The sequence below is a fragment of the Pseudomonas sp. UMAB-40 genome, from assembly GCF_900095275.1.
GTDB lineage: Bacteria > Pseudomonadota > Gammaproteobacteria > Pseudomonadales > Pseudomonadaceae > Aquipseudomonas > Aquipseudomonas mandelii_B.
Map to the genome: position 1 here is coordinate 6,813 of NZ_LT607562.1, position 22,702 is coordinate 29,514.

22 protein-coding genes and 1 pseudogene are annotated in these 22,702 nt (G+C 54.1%); 14 read left to right on the forward strand and 9 right to left on the reverse strand.

Annotated elements, in window-relative coordinates:
- The 4 genes from K0F88_RS32455 to copD all read left to right on the forward strand — a co-directional run.
- On the forward strand, window positions 1-498 hold a 498-nt coding region (locus K0F88_RS32455), incomplete at its 5' end, for a multicopper oxidase domain-containing protein (protein WP_257605266.1).
- 11 nt (window positions 499-509) lie between these two features.
- Window positions 510-1,448, forward strand: coding sequence for a copper resistance protein B (locus K0F88_RS17385; RefSeq protein ID WP_219095847.1), 939 nt, complete (start codon window positions 510-512; stop codon window positions 1,446-1,448).
- A gap of 68 nt (window positions 1,449-1,516) precedes the next feature.
- On the forward strand, window positions 1,517-1,900 hold the full coding sequence (gene copC, locus K0F88_RS17390) for a copper homeostasis periplasmic binding protein CopC (protein WP_219095848.1): 384 nt from the start codon (window positions 1,517-1,519) through the stop codon (window positions 1,898-1,900).
- A 2-nt stretch (window positions 1,901-1,902) separates the two neighbouring features.
- Window positions 1,903-2,838, forward strand: a complete 936-nt coding sequence (gene copD / locus K0F88_RS17395) for a copper homeostasis membrane protein CopD (RefSeq protein ID WP_219095849.1) — start codon at window positions 1,903-1,905, stop codon at window positions 2,836-2,838.
- 51 nt (window positions 2,839-2,889) lie between these two features.
- Here copD and K0F88_RS17400 read toward each other — a convergent pair whose 3' ends face one another.
- Window positions 2,890-3,336 (reverse strand): DUF411 domain-containing protein, encoded by a 447-nt coding sequence (locus K0F88_RS17400; RefSeq protein WP_219095850.1) that lies wholly within the window; start codon window positions 3,334-3,336, stop codon window positions 2,890-2,892.
- A 284-nt stretch (window positions 3,337-3,620) separates the two neighbouring features.
- On the opposite strand from K0F88_RS17400, the gene K0F88_RS17405 reads away from it, so the two are divergent.
- The 9 genes from K0F88_RS17405 (at window position 3,621) to K0F88_RS17445 (ending at window position 13,873) form a co-directional block, all read left to right on the forward strand.
- Window positions 3,621-4,304 carry a heavy metal response regulator transcription factor gene (locus K0F88_RS17405; protein WP_101209373.1) on the forward strand — a complete coding sequence of 228 codons (684 nt, stop codon included), beginning with the start codon at window positions 3,621-3,623 and terminating at the stop codon, window positions 4,302-4,304.
- Window positions 4,301-5,677: a heavy metal sensor histidine kinase gene (locus K0F88_RS17410; RefSeq protein ID WP_219095851.1), complete on the forward strand. Its 1,377-nt coding sequence runs from the start codon at window positions 4,301-4,303 to the stop codon at window positions 5,675-5,677. Before K0F88_RS17405 ends, K0F88_RS17410 begins: the two co-directional genes overlap by 4 nt.
- Window positions 5,678-5,722: 45 nt before the next feature.
- Window positions 5,723-6,064: a hypothetical protein gene (locus tag K0F88_RS17415; RefSeq protein ID WP_219095852.1), complete on the forward strand. Its 342-nt coding sequence runs from the start codon at window positions 5,723-5,725 to the stop codon at window positions 6,062-6,064.
- Window positions 6,065-6,163: 99 nt separating this feature from the next.
- Complete coding sequence (locus K0F88_RS17420) at window positions 6,164-7,420, forward strand: TolC family protein (protein WP_219095853.1); 1,257 nt, start codon at window positions 6,164-6,166, stop codon at window positions 7,418-7,420.
- Complete coding sequence (locus tag K0F88_RS17425; protein ID WP_219095854.1) at window positions 7,417-8,901, forward strand: efflux RND transporter periplasmic adaptor subunit; 1,485 nt, start codon at window positions 7,417-7,419, stop codon at window positions 8,899-8,901. The genes K0F88_RS17420 and K0F88_RS17425 overlap by 4 nt, the downstream gene beginning before the upstream one ends.
- A complete protein-coding gene (locus K0F88_RS17430; RefSeq protein WP_219095855.1) occupies window positions 8,898-12,056 on the forward strand; it encodes an efflux RND transporter permease subunit in 3,159 nt (1,052 codons plus the stop codon). The genes K0F88_RS17425 and K0F88_RS17430 overlap by 4 nt, the downstream gene beginning before the upstream one ends.
- Complete coding sequence (locus K0F88_RS17435) at window positions 12,053-12,403, forward strand: copper-binding protein (protein WP_219095856.1); 351 nt, start codon at window positions 12,053-12,055, stop codon at window positions 12,401-12,403. The genes K0F88_RS17430 and K0F88_RS17435 overlap by 4 nt, the downstream gene beginning before the upstream one ends.
- A 451-nt stretch (window positions 12,404-12,854) precedes the next feature.
- The gene (locus K0F88_RS17440) at window positions 12,855-13,274 is read left to right on the forward strand and encodes a hypothetical protein (RefSeq protein WP_219095857.1); all 420 of its coding nucleotides are present in this window, start codon (window positions 12,855-12,857) and stop codon (window positions 13,272-13,274) included.
- Window positions 13,275-13,471: 197 nt separating this feature from the next.
- Window positions 13,472-13,873 carry a hypothetical protein gene (locus tag K0F88_RS17445; RefSeq protein ID WP_219095858.1) on the forward strand — a complete coding sequence of 134 codons (402 nt, stop codon included), beginning with the start codon at window positions 13,472-13,474 and terminating at the stop codon, window positions 13,871-13,873.
- Window positions 13,874-13,951: 78 nt separating this feature from the next.
- Here K0F88_RS17445 and K0F88_RS17450 read toward each other — a convergent pair whose 3' ends face one another.
- The 7 genes and pseudogenes from K0F88_RS17450 to K0F88_RS32465 form a co-directional block, all read right to left on the reverse strand.
- The gene (locus K0F88_RS17450) at window positions 13,952-14,509 is read right to left on the reverse strand and encodes a hypothetical protein (RefSeq protein WP_219095859.1); all 558 of its coding nucleotides are present in this window, start codon (window positions 14,507-14,509) and stop codon (window positions 13,952-13,954) included.
- 335 nt (window positions 14,510-14,844) lie between these two features.
- Window positions 14,845-15,297, reverse strand: coding sequence for a hypothetical protein (locus tag K0F88_RS17455; protein WP_257605267.1), 453 nt, complete (start codon window positions 15,295-15,297; stop codon window positions 14,845-14,847).
- A 45-nt stretch (window positions 15,298-15,342) separates the two neighbouring features.
- Window positions 15,343-15,471 carry a hypothetical protein gene (locus K0F88_RS32460; RefSeq protein ID WP_257605268.1) on the reverse strand — a complete coding sequence of 43 codons (129 nt, stop codon included), beginning with the start codon at window positions 15,469-15,471 and terminating at the stop codon, window positions 15,343-15,345.
- Between the two features lie 92 nt (window positions 15,472-15,563).
- Window positions 15,564-16,250 (reverse strand): hypothetical protein, encoded by a 687-nt coding sequence (locus tag K0F88_RS17460; protein ID WP_219095860.1) that lies wholly within the window; start codon window positions 16,248-16,250, stop codon window positions 15,564-15,566.
- 803 nt (window positions 16,251-17,053) lie between these two features.
- Window positions 17,054-18,178, reverse strand: a complete 1,125-nt coding sequence (locus tag K0F88_RS17465; protein WP_219095861.1) for a type VI immunity family protein — start codon at window positions 18,176-18,178, stop codon at window positions 17,054-17,056.
- An 11-nt stretch (window positions 18,179-18,189) separates the two neighbouring features.
- Window positions 18,190-19,479: a VRR-NUC domain-containing protein gene (locus K0F88_RS17470; protein WP_219095862.1), complete on the reverse strand. Its 1,290-nt coding sequence runs from the start codon at window positions 19,477-19,479 to the stop codon at window positions 18,190-18,192.
- Between the two features lie 3 nt (window positions 19,480-19,482).
- Window positions 19,483-20,061: pseudogene (locus K0F88_RS32465) on the reverse strand (hypothetical protein); the annotation flags it as partial.
- 1,365 nt (window positions 20,062-21,426) lie between these two features.
- Here K0F88_RS32465 and K0F88_RS17485 point away from each other — a divergent pair.
- Complete coding sequence (locus tag K0F88_RS17485; RefSeq protein WP_094471577.1) at window positions 21,427-21,627, forward strand: hypothetical protein; 201 nt, start codon at window positions 21,427-21,429, stop codon at window positions 21,625-21,627.
- A gap of 134 nt (window positions 21,628-21,761) precedes the next feature.
- Here the strand turns inward: K0F88_RS17485 and K0F88_RS17490 are convergent, their stop codons facing one another.
- Complete coding sequence (locus K0F88_RS17490; protein WP_094471578.1) at window positions 21,762-22,553, reverse strand: transporter substrate-binding domain-containing protein; 792 nt, start codon at window positions 22,551-22,553, stop codon at window positions 21,762-21,764.
- Window positions 22,554-22,702 lie beyond the last annotated feature (149 nt).

Consider the following 22,702-nt stretch of genomic DNA (forward strand, 5'->3'; position numbering starts at 1 on the left):
AACAATCCTCTCGTCGACATGCAGGCAATGTCGACGTCGCCAAAGCTTGATGATCCTGGGATGGGCCTTCGCGAGAATGGTCGAAAGGTGCTGACGTACTCTGACCTAAAGAGCACGTTTGAGGATCCAGATGGCCGTGAGCCAAGTCGAACTATCGAACTGCACTTGACCGGCCATATGGAGAAATTTTCCTGGTCTTTCAACGGCGTGAAGTTTTCAGACGCCGAGCCGTTAAAGCTGAAGTATGGCGAGCGAGTCCGGATCGTTCTCGTCAACGACACAATGATGACTCATCCCATCCACTTGCATGGCATGTGGAGCGACCTTGAGGATGAAAACGGGCAATTCCTTGTCCGCAAACACACCATTGATATGCCGCCAGGGTCAAAGCGCAGCTACCGAGTGACAGCCGATGCGCTGGGACGCTGGGCCTATCATTGCCATCTCCTATACCACATGGAAATGGGGATGTTCCGCGAAGTGCGTGTAGAGGAATAAGGAGTCGACTTATGAGCAATTATTTTTGCGGGACTCGCATGCACTCAGCTGTATTTACTGTCGCTCTAACCGTTGGTTTTGTCTTGCCGGCAGCCGCCGAAACAAGCCAGGGTGCCGAAGACGGGCAGATGCAGGGTATGGATCACGGCAACATGGAAGGTATGGATCACAGCCAGATGCAGGGCATGGATCACAGCAAAATGGAGGGTATGCAGCCCGCCAAGCAACCACAAACCCAAAGCCGGACTCCGATACCGCCGCTAACCGATGCCGACAGAGCCGCAGTCTATAAGTCCCCAGGTGGTCACGCGGTTCATGACACAGCCCTCAACTCACTTTCTATATTTGAGAAATTGGAGTGGCAGGACGCCGACGATGGAAGCGCGCTGAACTGGGAAGCCCAAGGCTGGATAGGAGGAGATGTTGATCGTCTTTGGTTGCGTTCCGAAGGCGAGCGCACTAACGGGAAGACTGAAAAAGCTGAGGTTCAAGCTTTATGGGGACACTCCATAAGCCCTTGGTGGGATTTAGTCGGCGGGGTTCGTCAAGACTTCAAACCGGGCGACCCTCAAACGTGGGCGGCTTTCGGGATCCAGGGCTTGGCGCTCTACAATTTCGAGGCCCAGGCTACTGCTTATCTGGGGGAAGGCGGCCAGACCGCTGTTCGGCTGGAAGGGGACTACGACATCCTCCTAACCAATAAGCTGATATTGCAACCGACGGCAGAATTCAATTTCTATGGCAAAAACGATCCCAAACGTGGAGTCGGTTCAGGGTTGTCTGAGAGTGAAGTCGGTTTGCGGCTCCGATACGAAATCCGTCCTGAGTTCGCACCTTATGTAGGCGTGACTTGGAATCGGGCTTATGGAAAGACCGCTGACTATGCCAGCGAGGAAGGCGAAGACAATAACGAAGCACGTCTGGTGCTCGGCGTCCGGGTGTGGTTCTAAATCACAGTTAGCGGCACCAAATAATTATTAACCTCATTACAACAGCTACGCGCTGTGGGGAGCCTTGCATGTCTGTACTTAAATCCTGTGTTGTGGCCGTCGCTCTTTCATCCAGTCTTCTGCTCAGTGCAGTTGCCCAGGCTCACCCGAAGCTGCTGTCTTCGACCCCGGCTGAAGGCGAGAGCGGCCCAGCTCCTGCGAAGATTGAACTGCACTTTTCTGAAAACTTGGTTACCCAATTTTCCGGAGCTAAGTTGGTCATGACGGAAATGCCCGGTATGTCACACTCCCCTATGGCTATGAAAGCCAGCGTCGCTGGGAGTAACGATCCTAAAACCATGATCTTGACTCCGGCCTCTCCTCTCACTGCTGGCACCTACAAAGTCGAATGGCGAGCGGTCTCCTCCGATACCCATCCGATTACTGGCAGCGTCACCTTCAAAGTGAAATAAGTATGAGCGACCCAATTAACGTGGCGCTGCGCCTCGCGCTGTATTTGGATCTGATGCTCCTCTTCGGTCTCGCCGTCTTTGGGCTATACAGCTTTCGGGGAAAAGAGCGTGTATCGGGAACGCTGTTGCATTTTGGGTCGCTACTACCTGGCACCGCTGTTATAGGTATGCTTTTGTCCATAGCAGCTTTTGTAGTTATGACAAAAAATATGAGCGGCGCATCCGACTGGGCGGAGCTGCGACCTCACATGGAAATGATGCTGTACGAGACTGAGGTCGGCTACAGCTGGGTCACACGCATGATCTCGCTAGCAGTGGTGATTTTTGCTGGAAGCCAGAACAGGCGATGGCCGACGGGCAGTCTCTGGGTCGCTACCATTGCGGGCAGCATTGCCTTAGCGACAATCCCATGGACAGGTCACGGGGCGATGGATGAAGGCGTCCTGCGATTCTGGCACTTTGCCGCTGATATTCTGCACCTACTTGCCGCTGGCGGATGGATCGGAGCTCTCGCGGCGTTCGGTCTGATGTTGAGTATTAGGGGGGCTAATTCGGAGCAACTGGTACGAGTGCTATCGCGAGCGCTCAGGGGATTCGAAACAGCGGGCGCATTCATTGTTGGTACGATCATAGTTACTGGCGTCGCTAATTATCTCTTCATTGTCGGGCCGACAGTAATCGAAGTCGTAACCAGTACCTATGGCATTCTCCTACTCGTGAAGATCCTACTTTTCGTAGGCATGATCGGGCTAGCTACCCTCAATCGTTTTTACCTGAGCCCTTCACTAGAGCGGTCTGTGGTGGCCGGTGATTTTTCTCTAGCGGCAACTGCTTTGAGAAAAAGTGTGGTGATCGAATCGACCTGTGCTGTCGTCATCGTTTGCTTGGTAGCTTGGCTAGGAACATTGAGCCCCTCAATCGAGATGGCTCAAGGGTGATCCAGGAGCTAGATCCGAGCGGCCCCAAGGGCGCTCAGATCTGAGCAACGACTATCGGCTGATGGGGTAGTCAGCGACCACTTCTTGCGCACCTGCCTTGGTGAGCCCCAGAACTTGGTAAGGTTGATGATTCTGGCCGTAGTCCATACCAGGAGAACCTGCGGGCATACCTGGCACTGCAATTCCTGCGAGGTCTGAACGACCATTCAGCTTCTTGATTTCATCGGCTGGGACATGACCCTCTACAAATTTGCCGTCAATTACAGCCGTATGGCATGAAGCGAGTCCCTGTGGCACGCCCAGGTTCTGCTTGATAGCGCTCATATTACTTTCCACGTGGTCGACCACCTTGAATCCATTCAATTCAAGGTGCTTGACCCACTCCTTGCAGCACCTGCAGTTCGCGTCACGATGTACATCAATAGTGAGTGGCTCAGCTGCCTGCACAACCCCACAAATCATCAATCCCACAGCAAGCGATAGCTTTCGTTTGAACATTCCATGCACCTCGTCACGTGTCATTGTGCGGTTGCTCTGCATGCTCTTGGCCGTGCGCCACGAGTAGCGCTTCCGCACCGCCAGCAAGGTAGGTTAAGCGCAAAAAGTCAGGTTCCCGATTACATTTTTGTAAGCCGCATCTTCGCTGCCGCCGCTCAATTGCCCCCGAGCCTGTCGTGACTGCGTGCTTCCTGTTTGCTGTTGGGGCAATTACATTTGCGTAAGCTTCCGCACAGCCGTCAGATTGGTAGCACACTAGAACACCGAAAAACCGGAGCCCAAGCATGAAACTCTTGGTTGCAGAAGACGAACCCAAAATCGGAATGTATCTACAGCAAGGCCTCTTGGAAGCTGGCTTCAGTGTCGACCGGGTTGTGACAGGAACAGAGGCGTTGCACCAGGCGCTGAGCGAGACCTACGATCTCTTAATTCTGGACGTAATGATGCCGGGCATTGATGGCTGGGAAGTCATCCGTAATGTCCGCGCAGGCGGAAGTTTAGTCCCTGTGCTGTTTCTGACGGCCAGGGACGGAGTTGATGACCGGGTCAAAGGCTTGGAGTTAGGTGCGGACGATTATCTAGTCAAACCCTTCGCATTTTCCGAGTTGCTTGCTCGCGTCAGAAGCTTGCTTCGCCGTGGTGCTGCCGTACCCAACCAGACATCTATTAAAATCGGGGATCTGGAGGTCGATCTTCTTAAGCGACGGGCTTCGCGCTCAGGTCGACGTATTGATCTTACTGCCAAGGAATTTTCGCTGCTAGAGCTGCTGATGCGCCGTCGGGGAGAAGTCTTGCCGAAATCACTAATCGCATCGCAGGTTTGGGATATGAACTTCGACAGTGATACCAACGTGATCGAAGTCGCGATTCGTCGGCTCCGGGCCAAAATCGATGACGATTTCGACACCAAGATGATTCAGACCGCGAGGGGAATGGGCTACATGCTAGATGCTCCGGATACAGAATGAAGCGTGCATCTCTTACCCTCCGTTTAAGCATGATGTTTGTCTGTGCCGTGGTCGCCGTGCTGGTAGTTGCAGGCTTTACTTTTGACGGATTCAGCCAGCATCACTTCAAGGCCCTCGACCGTCAGGCGATGACGGAAAAGCTCGAATCCATTCGGCAAATAATGGATGGCGAAGCTGGCTCCGCAGCGCCCTCAGAAGTTGTGTTGCAACTACAAGCTCTGCTTGGTGCACACCAGGAAATCTCAGCCTCTATCATCACGATGGGAGGTAAGACGTTTTTCGCGACTTCAAATTCAGTTGGCCATCCACCTCCCTCCTCGAGTGACCAAGGGAAAGATATGTGGGAGTGGACAGCTGGAGGCCATGTGTATCGAGGTATGAAAGCCCAAGTTCATTTGGCGAATGAAGCTGAGCCAATGACCGCGTGGCTGAATTTAGACATCACAAGCCATATGCATTTCGTTGAAACTTTGCGCTGGTGGTTGGTGATAGGGCTGGCGATTAGTGCCTTGATCAGCGCAGGTTTAGGGTGGTTGGTGGCGCGCAGCGGGCTGAAGCCGGTCGCACAAGTGACGCAAGTCGCCGCGTCGATGTCAGCCGGATCGCTAAAAGAACGTATCCCGATGGACTCTGTGCCTCGCGAGCTGGAACTCCTCGTCACTTCGTTCAACGCTATGCTTGCTCGCCTTGAAGAGTCATTTGCTCGGTTATCTAACTTTTCAGCCGATATCGCGCACGAGCTACGTACTCCTATTAGCAATCTGCGCACGCATACCGAGGTCATCCTTACAAAGAAACGGGCGCCAGAGGATTATGAAGAGAATCTCTATTCCAACCTGGAGGATCTGAACCGACTTTCCAGCATTATTGATGGCATGCTTTTCTTGGCAAAGTCGGACAACGGTCTGGTTCTGCCTGCCAAAGCGAAAGTCGAGTTGCGTTCGGTCGTGGAGAAACTCTTCGAGTTTTACCAGTTGCTGGCAGACGACACAGGACTAAAGCTACAAGTCTCTGGGCACGGCGCGGTTTACGGTGACGTGACGATGCTGGATAGGATGATCTCTAATTTGCTGTCCAATGCGCTCAGGTATACCCCACCTGACTCTACAATCTCCGTGAAAATCGAGCCGTCTGGCAGCATGATCAGATTGTCAGTGGAAAATCCCGGCGAGCTGATAGCGGTAGAGCATCTGCCCCGGTTGTTTGACCGTTTTTACAGAGTCGATCCTGCACGGAGAGAGGGCGCTACGAACAATGCGGGGTTAGGTTTGGCAATCGTCAAGTCACTGGTCGAAGCCCATGACGGCACCGTCGGATGTGCCTCCAGAGAAGGCCATACGACCTTTACGATCAGCCTACCAGCGTGGGCCTGACGTGTTCAATTGTAAGAGCCATTTGCAGCGACTACACTCCAGCCCATGAAACGCTATCTGCGGTTTTGCATCGTCTTCGTGATTAGCTTGGCGCTTCCCCTCAGCGGGATGGCGGGCGTTCAGGCACCGACAGAACCTTGCCCGATGAAGACGATGGGCATGGCAATGATGGACGATATGGGGATGGACTGCTGTAGCGATATGAAAAGCCCTTCCGAGCACGGCAAACCTTGTAAGCCGGGCCAGGAATGCAAGTCGGGCGGCATGCTGCAAGTCTCGATCTTAAAGCCTCCTGTAACCGTATTCAGCCCCGAAGTGATTTCATTCTTCAGCGATTCCTTGCCTGTAAAGACCTCGTCCGGGGTTTGGCGACCCCCTCGCGTTTGATTCCTGTACCACACTGAGCCTCATTCCGCTTTAGTGGAATGGCATATCTGCGTGCATGTCTTATGAAGCGCGCAGTGGATCATCACAGGAATCGTGAACATGAACCCCAAGTGCTATTGCACAGGTTGGCCCCTCGTGGCCGGTCTGGCGGCAAGCGTACTGGCATTGCCGAGCTTCGCTGCCGCATTGACACTCGATGAAGCGTTGCGGCTGGCCGAAAACAATGCGCCGTCGCTGACCGCACAAGACGCGAAAATTCAGGCTGCCAGCAGTGCAGCCATCCCTGCTGGTGAATTACCCGATCCCAAGTTATTGGTGGGTGTGCAGAACTACCCCATTGGCGGCCCGGATCGTTGGAGCATCGACCAAGACTTCATGACCATGCAGATGGTCGGGGTCAGGCAGGAGATGCCCAATAGCGACAAGCGCAAAGCGCGCATCGAGGTCGCCGATGCTGCTGTTGATCGCGCTGCTGCGGAGCGTAGAGTCGAACGTCTGAAGGTACGCCAGTCCACGGCATTGGCCTGGATCAGTAGCTACGCGGTTGAGCGCAAAGATGCGCTGTTCCAGGACTTCTACAAAGAAAACCGATTATTGACCGTTACCGTCCGGGCCCAAATTGCCGGTGGCCGCGCTCAACCCGTCGATGCGGTGACGCCCAAGCAAGAGGCAGCTCAACTAGCGGAACAACAGGATGATCTGATCCGCCAGCGCGCACAGGCCCGAGCTGCCCTCAAACGCTGGATTGGCCCCGCCGCCAACGACAAACCTGTAGGTGATTTGCCCGAATGGCCAGTTGATACATCAGGCTACTCCCATAAGCTGCAACACCATCCTGAGTTGGCAGCGTTTGCGCCGATGACCCGTGAAGCGCAAGCCAAGGTTCGTGAAGCCGAAGCGGAAAAGCAGTCGGACTGGAGTTGGGAACTGGATTATCAGCATCGTGGCCGACAGTTCGGCGACATGGTCAGCGTGCAGCTTTCATGGGATTTACCGCTATTTCCGGACTCTCGCCAAAACCCTAGGATTGCAGCCAAACAGGCTGAACTCAGTCAGCTTGAAGCCGAGCGCGAAGCCCTGTCACGTGAGCACACTCAGCAACTCGAGAGCGAATTGGCTGACTATGATCGCCTGAATCGTGCTGTACGCCGAAATCAGGAAAGCCTGGTGCCGCTAGCCAAGGAAAAGGTCGAACTTAGCATGGCCAGTTTTCGCGCAGGCAAGGGCGATTTGAACTCAGTTGTTGCTGCCCGACGAGAGCTCATCGAGGCTCGCCTCAAACAGATTGACGTGGAAGAGCAGCGAGCGCTGACCAGTGCGCGTCTGTATTTTGCTTATGGGGAGGCCGGCCAATGAACCTTAAGAAATGGAACGGGGCATTGCTGGTTGGCACCTCGCTGGCACTGGGTGTAGCCGGGGGTTACTGGTTCGCACATCAGCGCATGAGCGGAGTACCCGTTGTTTCCCAAGATCAGACGCTCAATTCACCGGACGAACGCCAGGCCCTGTATTGGTACGACCCAATGTACCCACAGCAAAAGTTTGATAAACCGGGTAAATCCCCCTTCATGGACATGCAATTGGTTCCTCAGTACGCCGGTGGCGCAGGAGATCGTGCGACCGTCAGTATCGACCCGAGGTTGACGCAGAATCTAGGTCTGCGTTTTTCGACAGTTACCCGTGGAGTCTTTGATTCCAGTCTCGACGTAACAGGTGTTTTGGCGTTTAACGAGCGTGATGTCGCTGTGATTCAGGCACGCACTCCTGGCTTTGTGGAGCGGGTCTATGCCCATGCTCCGGGTGATGTGCTCGAAGCCAACGTGACGTTGGCGGATATCTTGGTGCCGGAATGGGCTGCTGCTCAGACAGAGTTCCTTGCCCTGAAGCGCAACGGGGATGCTGACCTGTTGGTTGCGGCCCGCCAGCGCCTACGGCTCACAGGGATGCCGGCAGCACTGATTACTCAGGTAGAGCGTGGCGGTAAGGTTCAACCGTACCTGACTCTTACCAGCCCCATTGCCGGTGTGCTGCAAGAATTGAATGTACGTGCGGGTATGACTGTGGCTACTGGCGATACTCTCGCACGCGTCAATGGCTTGAGCAGTGTCTGGCTCGCCGTGGCCGTTCCAGAATCGGATGCCGGATCGATCACCGTGGGGCAGGCGGTCGAAGCGCGTCTGCCAGCCTTCCCAGGGACAATGCTTAGAGGCAAAGTCAGCGCGATTTTGCCCGAAACAAACCCGGACAGCCGCACCCTTCGCGTGCGGGTGGAACTCCCTAATCCCGACGGGCGCCTCAGACCGGGTTTGACTGCGCAGGTACGCCTGAATCGCTCGACCGGGCAAAGTGTGTTGTGGGTGCCGAGCGAGGCTGTCATTCGCACTGGCCGACGTGCATTGGTGATGCTCGCCGAAGACGTGGGCCGCTACCGTCCAGTGGATGTGCACCTCGGGCAGGAAAGCGATGGCAAGACGGCGATAGTGAAAGGTCTGGAAGAAGGCCAGAAGGTGGTTACGTCTGGCCAGTTCCTGCTCGACTCGGAGGCCAGTCTTAAGGGCATCGTTGCAAGCTCGGAGGAAGAGTCACTGCCCAGCGCAGCAACCTCCAGTTTTCATGAGGCGGATGGGCAGATCGTTGAGATCAACGACAAAGAAGTCACGCTCGCCCATGGCCCCTTCAAGACGCTGGGCATGCCTGGCATGACGATGACTTTCCCACTCGCCAATCCGACTCTCATGCTGGGCCTCAAAGCGGGTGACAAGGTTCGTATCGCGGTGAGCCAAACCGATGACGACTTGCGTGTTGAACGCCTGGATAAATCGGGGAGCCAGCCATGATCGCTGCCCTGATTCGTTGGTCAGTAGCCAACCGATTTCTCGTGCTACTGGCGACACTATTTGTCACGGCGTGGGGCATTTGGTCTGTGCAGAGTACGCCCATTGATGCGCTGCCAGACCTCTCCGATGTACAGGTAATCATCCGCACCCCTTATCCTGGACAAGCGCCGCAGATTGTCGAAAACCAGGTGACCTATCCGTTGGCCACCACCATGCTCTCCGTACCGGGGGCAAAGACCGTGCGAGGTTATTCCTTCTTCGGTGACAGCTTTGTTTATGTGCTGTTCGAAGACGGCACCGACTTGTACTGGGCCCGCTCGCGGGTGTTGGAGTATCTGAGCCAAATACAAAGTCGGTTGCCGGCTAGCGCGAAGCCGGCGTTGGGGCCGGATGCAACGGGCGTGGGCTGGATCTTTCAGTACGCATTAGTGGATCGCAGTGGCGGACATGACCTGGCGCAGCTTCGCGCACTGCAGGACTGGTTCCTAAAGTTCGAGCTCAAGACCCTGCCCAACGTTGCGGAAGTCGCCACCGTGGGAGGGATGGTCAAGCAGTATCAGGTTCAACTCGATCCACTCAAATTGGCAAGCCTCGGTATCACTCAAGCCGAGGTAACCGAAGCTATAGGCAAGGCCAATCAGGAAACCGGTGGGGCCGTGCTGGAGATGGCTGAGACCGAGTTCATTGTGCGGGCCTCAGGCTACCTAAAAACGCTCAATGACTTTCGTGCTATCCCGTTGAAGCTTGGTGCTGGAGGTGTACCGGTGAGTCTTGGCGATGTCGCCACGATCCAGTTGGGGCCGGAAATGCGGCGTGGCATTACTGAACTCGACGGCGAAGGTGAGACCGTCGGCGGCGTGGTAATTTTGCGCAGTGGCAAGAATGCTCGCGAGACCATTGCGGCGGTCAAGACCAAACTCGACGAGCTGAAAAAAAGTTTACCGGTCGGGGTGGAAATCGTCACCACCTATGACCGGAGCAAGCTGATCGACCGTGCCATCGAAAACCTCAGCCACAAGCTAATCGAAGAGTTCATCGTCGTCGCGTTAGTTTGCGGGATCTTTCTCTGGCACTTGCGCTCATCGCTGGTGGCGATCATCTCCCTGCCTGTTGGTGTGTTGATTGCCTTCACCGTAATGCGTTACCAAGGGATCAACGCCAACATCATGTCCTTGGGTGGGATTGCCATCGCCATCGGCGCCATGGTCGATGCCGCCGTGGTGATGATCGAGAACGCCCATAAGAAGATCGAGGCCTGGCATGCGGCCAACCCTGGGGAGGAACTGAAGGGGGAGCGTCATTGGCATGTGATGACTGAAGCGGCAGCGGAGGTAGGCCCAGCACTGTTCTTCTGTTTGTTAATCATCACCCTGTCGTTCATTCCGGTTTTTACTCTGGAAGCACAGGAAGGGCGATTGTTCGGCCCATTAGCTTTCACCAAGACCTACGCCATGGCCGCAGCGGCAGGATTGTCAGTGACCTTGGTGCCAGTGCTGATGGGCTATTGGATTCGGGGTCGAATCCCCACTGAGCAACATAACCCGCTAAACCGTTGGCTGATCCGGATCTACCAGCCCGCTCTGGACGCGGTCTTGCGTCGACCAAAGATCACGCTGCTGGTGGCGCTATTGGTTTTTGTCAGTACGCTATGGCCAATGTCGCGCTTGGGTGGCGAGTTTCTCCCCCCGTTGGACGAGGGCGACCTGCTCTATATGCCTTCAGCCCTGCCGGGATTGTCGGCGCAGAAAGCGGCGCAATTGCTGCAACAAACCGACCGCCTGATCAAGACAGTTCCAGAGGTCGAACACGTCTTCGGTAAAGCAGGGCGTGCCGAAACCGCTACCGATCCGGCACCGCTGGAGATGTTCGAAACCACCATTCAATTCAAGCCGCACGAGCAATGGCGCCCAGGCATGACACAGGAAAAATTGGTGGAGGAACTGGATCGAGTGGTACGAGTTCCTGGGCTAACCAATATCTGGATACCACCGATTCGAAACCGTATCGATATGCTGGCTACGGGTATCAAAAGCCCTATTGGAGTGAAGGTCGCCGGTACCAATTTGACGGAAATTGATGCTGTCACTCAAGCGGTCGAGCGGGTGGCCAAAGACGTGCCCGGTGTCAGTTCGGCTCTTGCCGAGCGACTGACTGGTGGCCGCTACATTGACGTGGATATCGACAGAAAGGCTGCCGCTCGCTATGGATTGAACATCGCTGATGTGCAGTCCATCGTGGCCGGCGCTATCGGCGGTGAAAACGTCGGGGAGACCATTGAAGGTCTCGCACGTTTTCCGATTAACGTGCGTTACCCACGTGAGTGGCGTGACTCGGTCGGCAGCCTGGAGCGATTACCGATTTACACTCCGTTAGGCAGCCAGATCACCCTCGGCACTGTGGCGAAGGTCAAGGTCAGCGACGGGCCGCCAATGCTCAAGAGCGAGAACGCACGGCCTTCAGGCTGGGTGTATATCGATGTTCGTGGTCGGGACATAGCTTCTGTGGTCGCCGATCTACGCCAGGTCGTCAATGAGCAGGTCAAGTTGCAACCCGGCATGAGCCTGAGTTATTCAGGGCAGTTCGAATTTCTGGAACGGGCTAACGCACGCCTCAAACTGGTGGTGCCTGCCACGCTGTTGATCATCTTCGTGCTGCTCTACCTGACTTTTGCCCGCTTCGATGAGGCGTTGTTGATCATAGCCACGTTGCCATTCGCACTGACTGGCGGGGCATGGTTCCTCTATCTGTTGGGGTTCAACCTGTCGGTCGCCACCGGAGTCGGCTTTATCGCATTGGCCGGTGTTTCTGCCGAATTTGGCGTGATCATGCTGCTCTACCTGAAGAACGCCTGGGCCGAACGTGAAGACCTCGGCGACAACACTGAGCGTGGGCTGGTTGCGGCCATTCGCGAAGGCGCTGTGCAGCGCGTTCGACCCAAGGCCATGACCGTTGCCGTGATCATTGCCGGCCTTTTGCCCATCTTGTTGGGCAGCGGTACTGGTAGCGAAGTGATGAGCCGCATCGCCGCGCCTATGGTCGGCGGCATGATCACGGCACCCTTGCTTTCCCTATTTGTCATTCCGGCAGCCTATCGCCTGATGCGTCGCCGGCACCTCATAGTTGAACCCATCAACTCTCAAGGAACAGTCGTATGAAATTGGCCATGATTGCAGTTGCTAGCGCCGTAATTACACTGTCGCTTTCTGCCCTGGCAGAGGACATGCCGGGCATGAAAGTGGACGGTATGGAGGGCATGCAGATGGAGCAGGAAACAAAACAGGCTCCAGTCGCCACCGCCGAGGGAACGATCAAGGCTATAGATACTAAGAAGCATTCGGTGACCATCTCTCACGGAGCTGTACCCGCCGTGCAATGGCCACCGATGACCATGGCTTTTTCCGTAACGGAGAATCAGCTGGCAGGGCTGATTGTCGGAGACCGTGTATCGTTTTCCTTTAGGCTCGAGGGTGGCAAAGCCGCAATTGTTTCCATTAAAAAATAATACTGTAACGATGAGAATTACCGGCGCGCTCTGTCGTGCCGGTTGGAAATCTATCATTGCTGGCTTTGAGCACCGCGTTCACGGCCCCCTGGATCGGGCTTTGGCTTCTGCGTCAGACCTTCACCCTCAAGGTCTGGCCGGTCGGGCAAAGGGGCTAAGCTGGGATTCCCCCGTCCAGCTTGCAGCTAGCAGGTCGTATTACTATCGATAATGGTGCAGTGACATTACACAACCATGTCCGCTGCAGCCCTGTAGTGATCCGCCATGAAGAGCCTTCTTCTCTCTACAGACCAACCACGCGTGGCCATTTCATCCGTGACATCAATGACGCACGTATCGCCAAAAAACAGGTGGTGTCAGGATAATGGATGCCGCTAACGACAACTTCGCCACGCCCGCTTCCAGACGTGATTGCTAGACTGAGTAAAATTAGCGCAGTGAGGCCCTCTCGATGTCCCAGTCACCCTACGTGTTGCACAAGAAGATTCTGCTCGACGACACCTACGGAACGGCGCGTCTCCTGCAGGATTTCGTTCTCTACCAGTACGAGAGCGGCCAGTATCCGTTTGACATCAACGAGCATCGCGGTGGCTTTGACAGTCGGCACCTTCAGATCTATTCCGAGCTTAAACAATGGTTCTGGGAAAATGGCCCGGATCCGTCTTCCAATGAGATCGCAGAGGCCATCATCGCCAAACGCCGTGCTGATGCTCAGGCTAATTTTGACGAGCTCGTCCGTCTCCGCGAGATGCAACCTGGGACGTACCCTGCCGATTCAGGCGAGACACCAATTGATGCCCACAGGGCTGCGCTAGAAAGTCGTGAGATGTTTCACCGACGATATGTAGCCAGCGGGTTTACGGCTGAGTAAGTTCCTTCGCCTCTCATCCGCCTTTGGAGAGAATCTATCCATGCGACCACAGGGCAAGCGGAGCGCGCAGGCGTGCGGGATGGAAGCCCGCAGGGCCGAGACTTGGCTTTGCCATGGCTCGGTTCACGACAGCCCTCCGCCAACGGCGGCACGCCATCACCGCCGCCCAGCTTCAAACCAACCCGGAGGAAGCTGAAATGAACCGTCTGGAACTCCGCGAGCTTGAACGCACTAGGCGAAGAGCTCTCTGGACGCTTGCCAGTCTTCCCCCTGGCGATCCGATGGCATCCGATGCATTGGCCATCCTTGATGACCTCGACGACCAGGAACGAAACGCCACGCCCCCTACCGAGAAAACACTCGAGCTCATTGAGGTTCGTGATTCTGTGCCTGTGGAACGTCATCACTCCGGCATCGACATAGTTCTGGAGCTAAATATCCCCGAGCCTTGGGGGGAGCGTTTCTTTCAAGCTAGCGTCGGATCGACGCGACTCCCAGAAGGGCCATATGCCCGTGACTGGAAAAAGTTTCTGAGCGAGTGGATGAATGAGATGGCGCATCTAGAGAAGCATAGAGCGGCTCATGACAAACGTGGATAGCACTCGGTAAAACAAGCAGGGCGTGTTGGCACTACCGAAGATTGATTCTTACGAATGCCGCGACCTCTCGACTTGAGGCTACTTGTCCACCTCTGCATCCTGCCCGCTATCGCGTGTGACCCGTCTGTGTTCGATTAAGCTCTCCACGGCCTCGCTGGCTGATAAACCTTCGCGCTCACGTGCGAGTAAAAAATCCTGGTCAAGAATCGCCTGGTTTTTAGCGACCAGCTCGTGGCATGGGGCTTCAACATCTGGAGGCAGGCGCCCATCAAGGGCACGCGAGCTAGTAGGTTCGATGAGAGACATATCTCCTTCAGCATGCTCTAGAAGAGCCAGCCAAAGCCCATGGGGGACGGTCACGCGACTCTCGTGTCGATAACGGTATGACAGTATCCGCAGCAGCTCAGGAACTCGGCTAATGACGACTTCGCAAACAACGCGCAGCACCTCAAACGGAGAGTCACTCATGCCTATGACGGAGCTGTCACGCAGTCTAGGTATGGATTGGTAGGGTTCTTCGATTTTGACCGGATATTCGTAAACTAAGTGCAAAGCCAGAGCACCGAAGCGGTTGGTACCAAGAAACGAGGCGAAGCGCTCGATAGCGTCGAGCTCGTGAACGTTATTCCGTGTCAAGGCTATTAGATTCCCCACACTTCCTCCGGTAGCTCAATACATTTGTTCACTGATTCGCTCTACAACGGCCAACGGCGTCATCTGCTGTTCAGATGTGCCAACAACAACGATTTTATCCTCATACAGCCAACGCAGTACCTGTATTTGAACCGGAGGGCAAGCGGAGCGCGCAGGCGTGAGTATGGAAGCCCGCAGGGCCAGGACTACGGCGAGAATCGCCGGGCCTGGTTCACGACAGCCGGCCCGCCAGGGCACGCAAAAGACAGCCTGAAATATGTTATCGCCACCTTGCTGTTCAAGCGCGGGGGCAGGCCCGTAACGTTAATAGGCTAGTGCTATGGAGCGGTGGTCGACTCTCGCCACGAATCCAAGTCATCGTCAAATAGATCTGGCCCTTCTCGCAGCTGTTTCGACCTGGCCTCCGCTTCCTCACGAAAGCCTGACCCGAAGACATTTTCAGGCGTCCAGTCATCCTTGAACAGGAACATGTCAGGCGTAAACTCCACGATTCCGATCTCGTTGTTGTCCAAGATGCCGCGAGCGAATTCTCGGAAGATCCTGCCCCCATCAAGACCGAACCCTGCATCCGTATCTTTGATCAGCAGCACAGTCCATTCATCGTACATCGCACCGGCAGCAATTTTCGCCCAGGCGAGGTGAAACAACTCGTAAGTCTCACCGACTAACCTGGAGTCATACACCACGACAAGCATTCCTTTGGAGGCATTCAACAGCTTCACTGGGGAGAGAACGGCCAAGATAATCGACTGCTCGATCAAATCGATCACCCTGGTGTCGGGTAGACCTTCCCACAGCACAGCGAATTTTTGAATTCACACAACATCAAGTGCCATGCAGTCAGCGACGAATAATTGCTGTGTAGAAAAAATCGTGTACGCACCCTCACCATCATCATGGTGAGGTTGCTCATGCTCGGTATAAAGCCAGCGGGAATAGATCATGATGGACACCGTTTTAGCGAAGGGACTTTGATGATCGTCACTGCGGAGGTCGCTCCGCGCCGCCATGCCGCAAGGTCAGCCCTACTGAGGCCTTATACGTCCGGCTTTTTATGAAATGGGCGGCAGTAGCATTCCGTCATCAGATAGTTGGTGTGGCCCAACATGGAAGCTACAGATGCCACTACCTCCGAGCAGAGCTGAGTGGGCGCCGCTGGTTCTGAAGTGAAGGACTGGCGGATATCTACATGAAGTGCGTGAGATTCCAGATCATCACCGTAGAGCACCTCTTCTGAGCAGTCATGGAGAACAGGCACCTGGTATTGCTCAATCCCCAAAGTATTCGACTCAAGGACTTCTTTGACAGCTGGCCAAAACGCGTAATCGGAGCGGCCTGAATAGACTTCGTTCTCACACGCGAAATCCACTTCCAATCGCCGATTGAGATCTAGCTTTCTGATTGGAGTCCACAGGGACTCAATTGCAGGGAAGGTTGGGCCCGCCACATCGTCGCTCAAAAAGAGATAGAGCGAGTTTTTGTGAACGGCTACCACCTTCACCCCAGACATGGCGCCTTGGATGTGCGCTTGCTCAAGGGTATCCATGACGAAGCTGTGCTCTAGGGGCTGGTTGTACAGGACTGCGAAGCGCTGCTTGGCTGCCCGTGTCATCACATCAAGATTCGGGGTTTTCCACTGCAGAGTGCTGAACACAACGTAGTGGAGAGTATTTTCGAGTGCTACGGGAGTGCTCTCGCGGTGGAACAGAGATGAAAATGTCATGTTGGCTTCTCTCCTGGGTGGTAGCGAGAAATGAAGACCATGGGACTGGGGTGGTCAAGGAGAAAAGGGCGCGTCTCGGAGATTTTCCGACGAGAAAACAATATTTTAAGAGCATACCCTTAAGCAGTGAACGCCGTTTGTTGAAACGATTTCATGGTTATCAAGGCCGTCTTCCCCCAGGCTGCGCGGAGATACAACGACTTTCCCCCATTTGTGAGTTGCGTGGTTCATGCCGCCGATAGGAGATGATGCCGGTTATCGTGCAAGCGGAGCGCGCAGGCGTGCAGAATGGAAGCCCGCATGGTCAAGATCCGTCGATAGACGGGGCTTGGTTTACGACAGTTGTCCCCGACGGGCAGGCCTCAACAATCGAGTATCAGAAAGTTATCGAGCCGCGCATTGATCGGACACACGAGGCGATAAAACCAAAGCGCAAAGAACATTCGTTTTACGTAATGCCATCTCGCCGTCGGAGCATAAACGGGCAAGGATAAAGATCGTCGATAGGAACCGCTTGTGCTCGCTATTGCCAATTTCACACCAGACCCTTGGCAATACTTGAGTAGAGGACTAGGCCGGACGGATACGATTACCGGCACCTGTTGATCGACAGCGGCATAGGCGTCCTTAGGTGACTTCGCCGGACGGTTACGGAGCTTGGGCAACCGCGTCGCCCCGATCAACCTCTTGCTGCTTTGACTCGGATGCATTTCAACGTACTAGGCCGTTAAAAATTCGCTAGCGGGTATGGCGACGCGTTGCCAGCCTTCGGAAGTGACCTCTGACCGGCAACCGCCATTGTGTTACTTCTCACCCGACCAATACCAAAGCGTATCACCCCAGCTTGAGCCGCTGAAACTCGGCAGGATTTCTCCCTGATTGAAATAACGTCGGGAGTCGGATTGAGCTGGACTGAACCAGTAACCTGCCACGCTGCATGGCTGACCGGCTTCAAGGCGTGCGGGAGTTTTTGATTGACTATCTTCTTGGTCGAAGCGAGCGTACCAGCGGGCGGTGCTGTCTTCTTCGAAGCAGTTTCCGTAAGGAGAGTAGGTGTGCAGTTGATCTGGATTAGGGATGCGCAACGATTTTACAACTCGATTGACCGCCACATAGGCAGAGGGAAGCTGTTCGTTTTCTGCGCCCAGCTGGGGGAGGTCACCCGCGCGGATGATCAGTCCGTTCTCGTAACTCAATACTTCTACATCGCCAAGCCCACCAAAAGCATGACGTAGTCGGTCTTCGCCCCCGAGCCGCTCCACAAACTGCTTTCCAAGAACGGTGTACCAGTTCACGCCCTTAATGTGATCGAGCAGTTCTCGCTTAAAGTTGTGCACCATAGAGTCCACTTCAAGTCCGGAGAACTGCTGAGCAAGCTGAAACTCCATAGGCATGTAGCTATCGAAGTCATAGGGTAGAACGCTGGAAAGGCCGCCATAACCATGTTCAGCCCTAACCTGCTTAGAGAGGTAAATCAGCCAGTTCTGATATCGAGCAGCGCCATCAGCTTCCTGCAAAAAAGCCCAAGGCAAAGTGAGCTTCAGATAAGAGCGTTTCTGGTCGCCATGGACTTCGAAAGAATTCAATGCCGAAAGGCTGTACTCAGCGGCTTCATTTGCGGTCGGAGCACTGCTAATGTGCCATTCATATTGTTCGTTCGAATCAGTTCCAAGAATCTTTAGAGTCGTTTTTTTGAAATTATCGTCGGTCAGTTTTTTATAGCGACCATCAAATTCCCCTTTTAGATGTTGACCAAATTCTTCCTTGAAGCGGTCGAAGCACTCCATGACTTTTTTCTTGTTTTCAAGCAAATAACCTTCTTTGAAATACACCGTAGCGATCAGCCCCAGCCTGACGACTGGTGTGTTATCCGGCAACTCAAAGACCAAATCTGGGGCTTGCTTAGTCAATTTTCCCAATGCATTCATAGTCATCTCTTCTATCCGGCAGCAGCTGCTGTATTAATCGCTACACCACTCAAAATGCTGGCTAATAAGAGCCACGAAGCCTGAGCCAAGCGCACAATAACCATCAGACCGGCAAGGAGGGTTGCTGGAATACCCATTGCTACAACGGCTGCTCCGATGGCAAACACGATTACTACCTCAACAGCTAAAATCCCCAAATCGATCAAAATTTGTACCCAATCGACTCGCCGAAGCATGTCGAGGTTCATGTCTGTAAAGTGCTGGACTTCTTTCCAGATGGCTCTCAATTGTTCATCTGTCCAGCGAATAACTTGAGCCCCCGTTTCACTGACCCACTCCCAGGCTTTTTGTGATTCGCGTCGAACCCATTCACCTTTAACACCGATCCATGTTGCAGCGTCTTCGAGATGTTGTTGTACTTCCTGAGAAAGTTTCCGAATACCTTGGGCTCCTTGTTCTAGAAGGCCATCTACGGCCTCCTGAACCTGCTGAGTCCAGCTTTCAACATGCGCAGGCCGGGGCGTCGGTGTGGGGCCATACGCGGGTACTGGAACAGGGGCAGGCCTTGGCGTCTCATCAGGGCTTCTGGGGGGTAATAACACCGGCCATTGTAAAGGGTTGAACTCTCCCGTTGGCTTGTGCTCTCTGTTGTACTGGCGATCTCGTTCACGATCACCATCATCGCGGCAGTCGCTGATTTCCAAAACAGAGAATCGGTTTGCCCCCCCTGCGATATCCAGATAGGCCTCCCTTTGAGCCATTCCAAGCACGTCCCCTGGAAATTTCACTTCCACTAAAAGTTCTAGATTACTCGCGTGAGCTATACCCTGATGATCAGGGCCGGCCTGTCCCGGCCAGCGAATACTCCGATTTTTTACGATGATGACGTCCGGGCGTCGCAGTAAGCCTTTGACCGAACCTTTGGGAAATGGGAATAAGGTATGGCGCCGCAGTGGATCGGGCTTCTCATCTTCGCTGAACCACGAGGAGCTCAGAAATGGTTTGGGTGGAAGGGATGCCATGTCAAAGCAGACTTCCGCTTTGTAGTCCCAGAGAAAATCCCAGCGGTACTCGTCCGCCCGGATCAACCCACTCATAACAAGTTGTTTGAGCTCCAAAACTGTGACGCCACCGTCCTTTGCCTTCTTGATAGATAACTTCGGAAACCTCGAAGCGTAATTCGCTTTTTCCATCAAGTAAGGCTTGTTGTCCGGGTTGGGTAGTGGAGCCTGTTTGATCGTGCCTTCAATGCTGGTGTTGGTGCAGCCCTGCGGCGTTTGAGGTGGTTGCATGACTGCCATGTATCAGCCCTCCGAGTTGGCGTTTTTGAAATCCAGGGTCATTTCCTTTGGAGCGCTTTCACCCGCCCTGATCAATTGCTCTTCAGGCTCCGGCTTACGAAGAGGTGTCAACAACTCCACTTCGGCCGGGTCGGTGCTATGGGCCTGAAAGGTCTTCCCTTCTTCGTTGGTGTAACCGGCGATACGCGTGCCGTCGGCCAGCCTCAATGTGTAAGGGCTTCCTACTAACGGTTCGCCTGTTTTTTCGTCCTGAAGCAAATACCGTGCTTTGTGACTGCGAGGGGCATTTTCGAGCAATTTCCCGAACTTGTCCTTATCGGCCTGACCAGGCAAAAGAGGCCCCAATATCTGAATGCCCGTGCCAACACCTGGCGATCCGCCTGAGTTGGTCTTGACCTGCGCACCACTGATTGTCACTCCTCCGGCATCAACCTTCACAAAGCTCCCGCCAGCCTTCGCCGTAAGCTCCATGCCGCCCTGGGTTTGACCCTCTGTCGAAACGATCCAATAAGGTTGCCATACATCGTAGTAAAAATAATAAAAAACAATAAAGCCAGCCAACATAAATATAAGCGTGGCGATTGAGGCACCAAGCCAGTGAATCTTGTTCTCGTCACCACCGACAAGCACCGTGACAGGTAGCAACTGATAGATGAAGATAAACGGAATTGCGCCCCTGACCCAGTCCACAAGTGGGACACCATTTTTCATGGCAACGATTAAGTTTATCGCTAAGACGAAAAGCCCTGCCAATAAGACAAAGCTACAAAATTTTAATGTTGAGCGAGTATCGCTAGAACGTAAAAGCTGTAAAAAAGCGCCAATAAAAACTACGCCTAAAAGTGCGATAAATGAAAGTTCTGTTACACCAATCGAGGTTGGCGCAGGTGGCAGGGCAAAGACAATAGGGAATAACGCAAGCAATCCCAGCCACGGTGAAAATGACGCCATAATTATGAGCGAAATAATGCCCGCGATGGCGACATAAAAGAAGAAGCCACTTTCTTGTATAAGGCAAATAGAGATGCCGGCTGCGGTTGCAATGGCAAGACTGTTTTTGGTGTTGCTCATATAGTTAATTACCAATCACGCACTATGTTAGGGATATATTGTCTTGAGGCTGGTTTGAAGTCTTTTAAGCGTTTCAGCCTCATTCATCGCCATCAAATTAATAAAAAAGTTGATCTAAATGATAAATTCAGCCACTCAGTACTGTACGTCTTGCGCATCTCGCACACCTCTCGTTAGATATTTCCTATATTCATTCCGAAGTAGTACTGGTGTCCCTTGTATTGTGCGGTTCTTGATTTGTTACGGGCGTTTTCGGGGCAATGTACGTGTTTACGCGGCATGTCAATATATTGGCGCCAGCGAGTTGGCGTAATTCCGTGTGATGCAAAGGTATCCCGGTTTTTTATGCCACTACGCCATTATTAAGACTTGCTCTCTATCATCGTCTATCGAGCGGTGGTGAGTAAAGTGTACAAAACGATTTCTTGAGTGGGGTGGCGTCAATAGGTTGACTGTTAGCGGGGTTTGTTTTTTGGCAAAGCTAGTGGATTTGTAGGAATTTTCCTTTCCTGCGTGAGCGTTTGCCGAAAATGTTTGAGTGCCTTCGCTGTTGCTGCTGGCCCTCGATCCCCGACGACACCGGCTATCTCATGCCGGACAAGGCTTTGGCAATGGCGGGGTAATGGACTCCGCGGATGGCGCTGCTGGCGCGATGGGTGCGACATTACAGATCGCTGGTGCGAGGCGTTGATGTTGAAGCAGTTGATGCGTGGGTTTGGGAAGAGTGTCGGGCGGGGAGTTGATCGTATGACAAGAACAGCTGCAGCTTTACCAAACCTGTTGCCCAGCCAAGCTTCATAACGCCTAACGATTCGCAGCCTAGGATGAGGAGCAACCACTGTATCTCCACGCTCCCAGTCTTCAGGAACCTGAAAAATGATTTTAAGCCTCTTCAAAGTCGTGATGATCACCAGCGCTCTGCTTTTAAGCGCCTGCTCAGGCGTCAGCACCAACACCTGTTTTTCAGGAGGCTGCCAATCGTTCGATGGCCATGGCGCCAACAAGTTGAGCCTCGGCGGAAGCGCGATCGGTAGCAATTTCAGCGCGTACAGCTCGAGGTTGCTGCACGAAGACTAAGGCGTGACGCCCCGACGGAAGATGTTTGCGTCGGGGCGCGTTGTTATCTGATGCACCGTGGGTGCTGATTTTGCGACTGCTTTGCAGCCTGACGCAGGCTTCGCCAGCGGCTACCTGAATCGTGGATGTGGCGGTTATTTGGGGGCGGGCGTTGCTATCCATTGGCTGAGGACTTTCTGGTAGTTGCCGGTCACCTTGGCCAGGTGCAGCCATTGGTCGACATACAACTTCCAGGTCATGTCATCGCGTGGCAGCAAGTAGGCCTTCTCACCGTATTGCATGAATTGGCTCGGGTTAACCGCGCACAACCCGGGTTTAAGTTTCTGCTGATACAGCGCTTCCGACGCGTCGGTAATCATCACGTCAGCCTTCTTATTCAGCAGCTCCTGAAAGATCGTCACGTTGTCGTGAAGGCTCAATTTCGCCTTGGGCAGAAACGCGTGGACAAACGCTTCGTTGGTGCCACCGGCCGGTTCAACCAAGCGAACCGAAGGCTGGTTGATTTGTTCGACGGTCTGGTACAGCGCCTGATCTTCGCAACGGACTAACGGGATTTTGCCGTCGACATCCAGTGTGGTGCTGAAAAACGCTTTTTTCTGGCGTTCCAGGGTGACCGAGATGCCGCCCACGCCGATGTCGCATTTGCCGGCCAGCATGTCGGGCATCAGCGTTTTCCACGTGGTCTGCACCCACTCAACCTTGACGCCCAGGCTGTCGGCCAATGAGCGGGCCATGGCGATGTCGATCCCCGAGTATTCGCCGTCCTCGGCTTTGGAGGTATAGGGTTTGTAGTCGCCCGTCGTACACACGCGCAGTTGGCCTTGCTGGATGATGCTGTCCAGATGCGAGGCGCTTTCCTGGGCTTGAATGCCAACACTTAGAGCGAACAGGCCGCTGAGCATCATTGTGCTTTTTATGGTTTTCATTTTTGTCGGGCTTTAGTGATGGAGTGGGGTTGAAGCGGCATTGAGTGTAATAGCTAGAAGCGCATAGGCCGAAAATGAAAAAGGGCGCTCCTTGGCGGGCGCCCTTTGTCGTGTTTAGTGCCTTTCAGAAGCAGAGGCGGCGATTACCG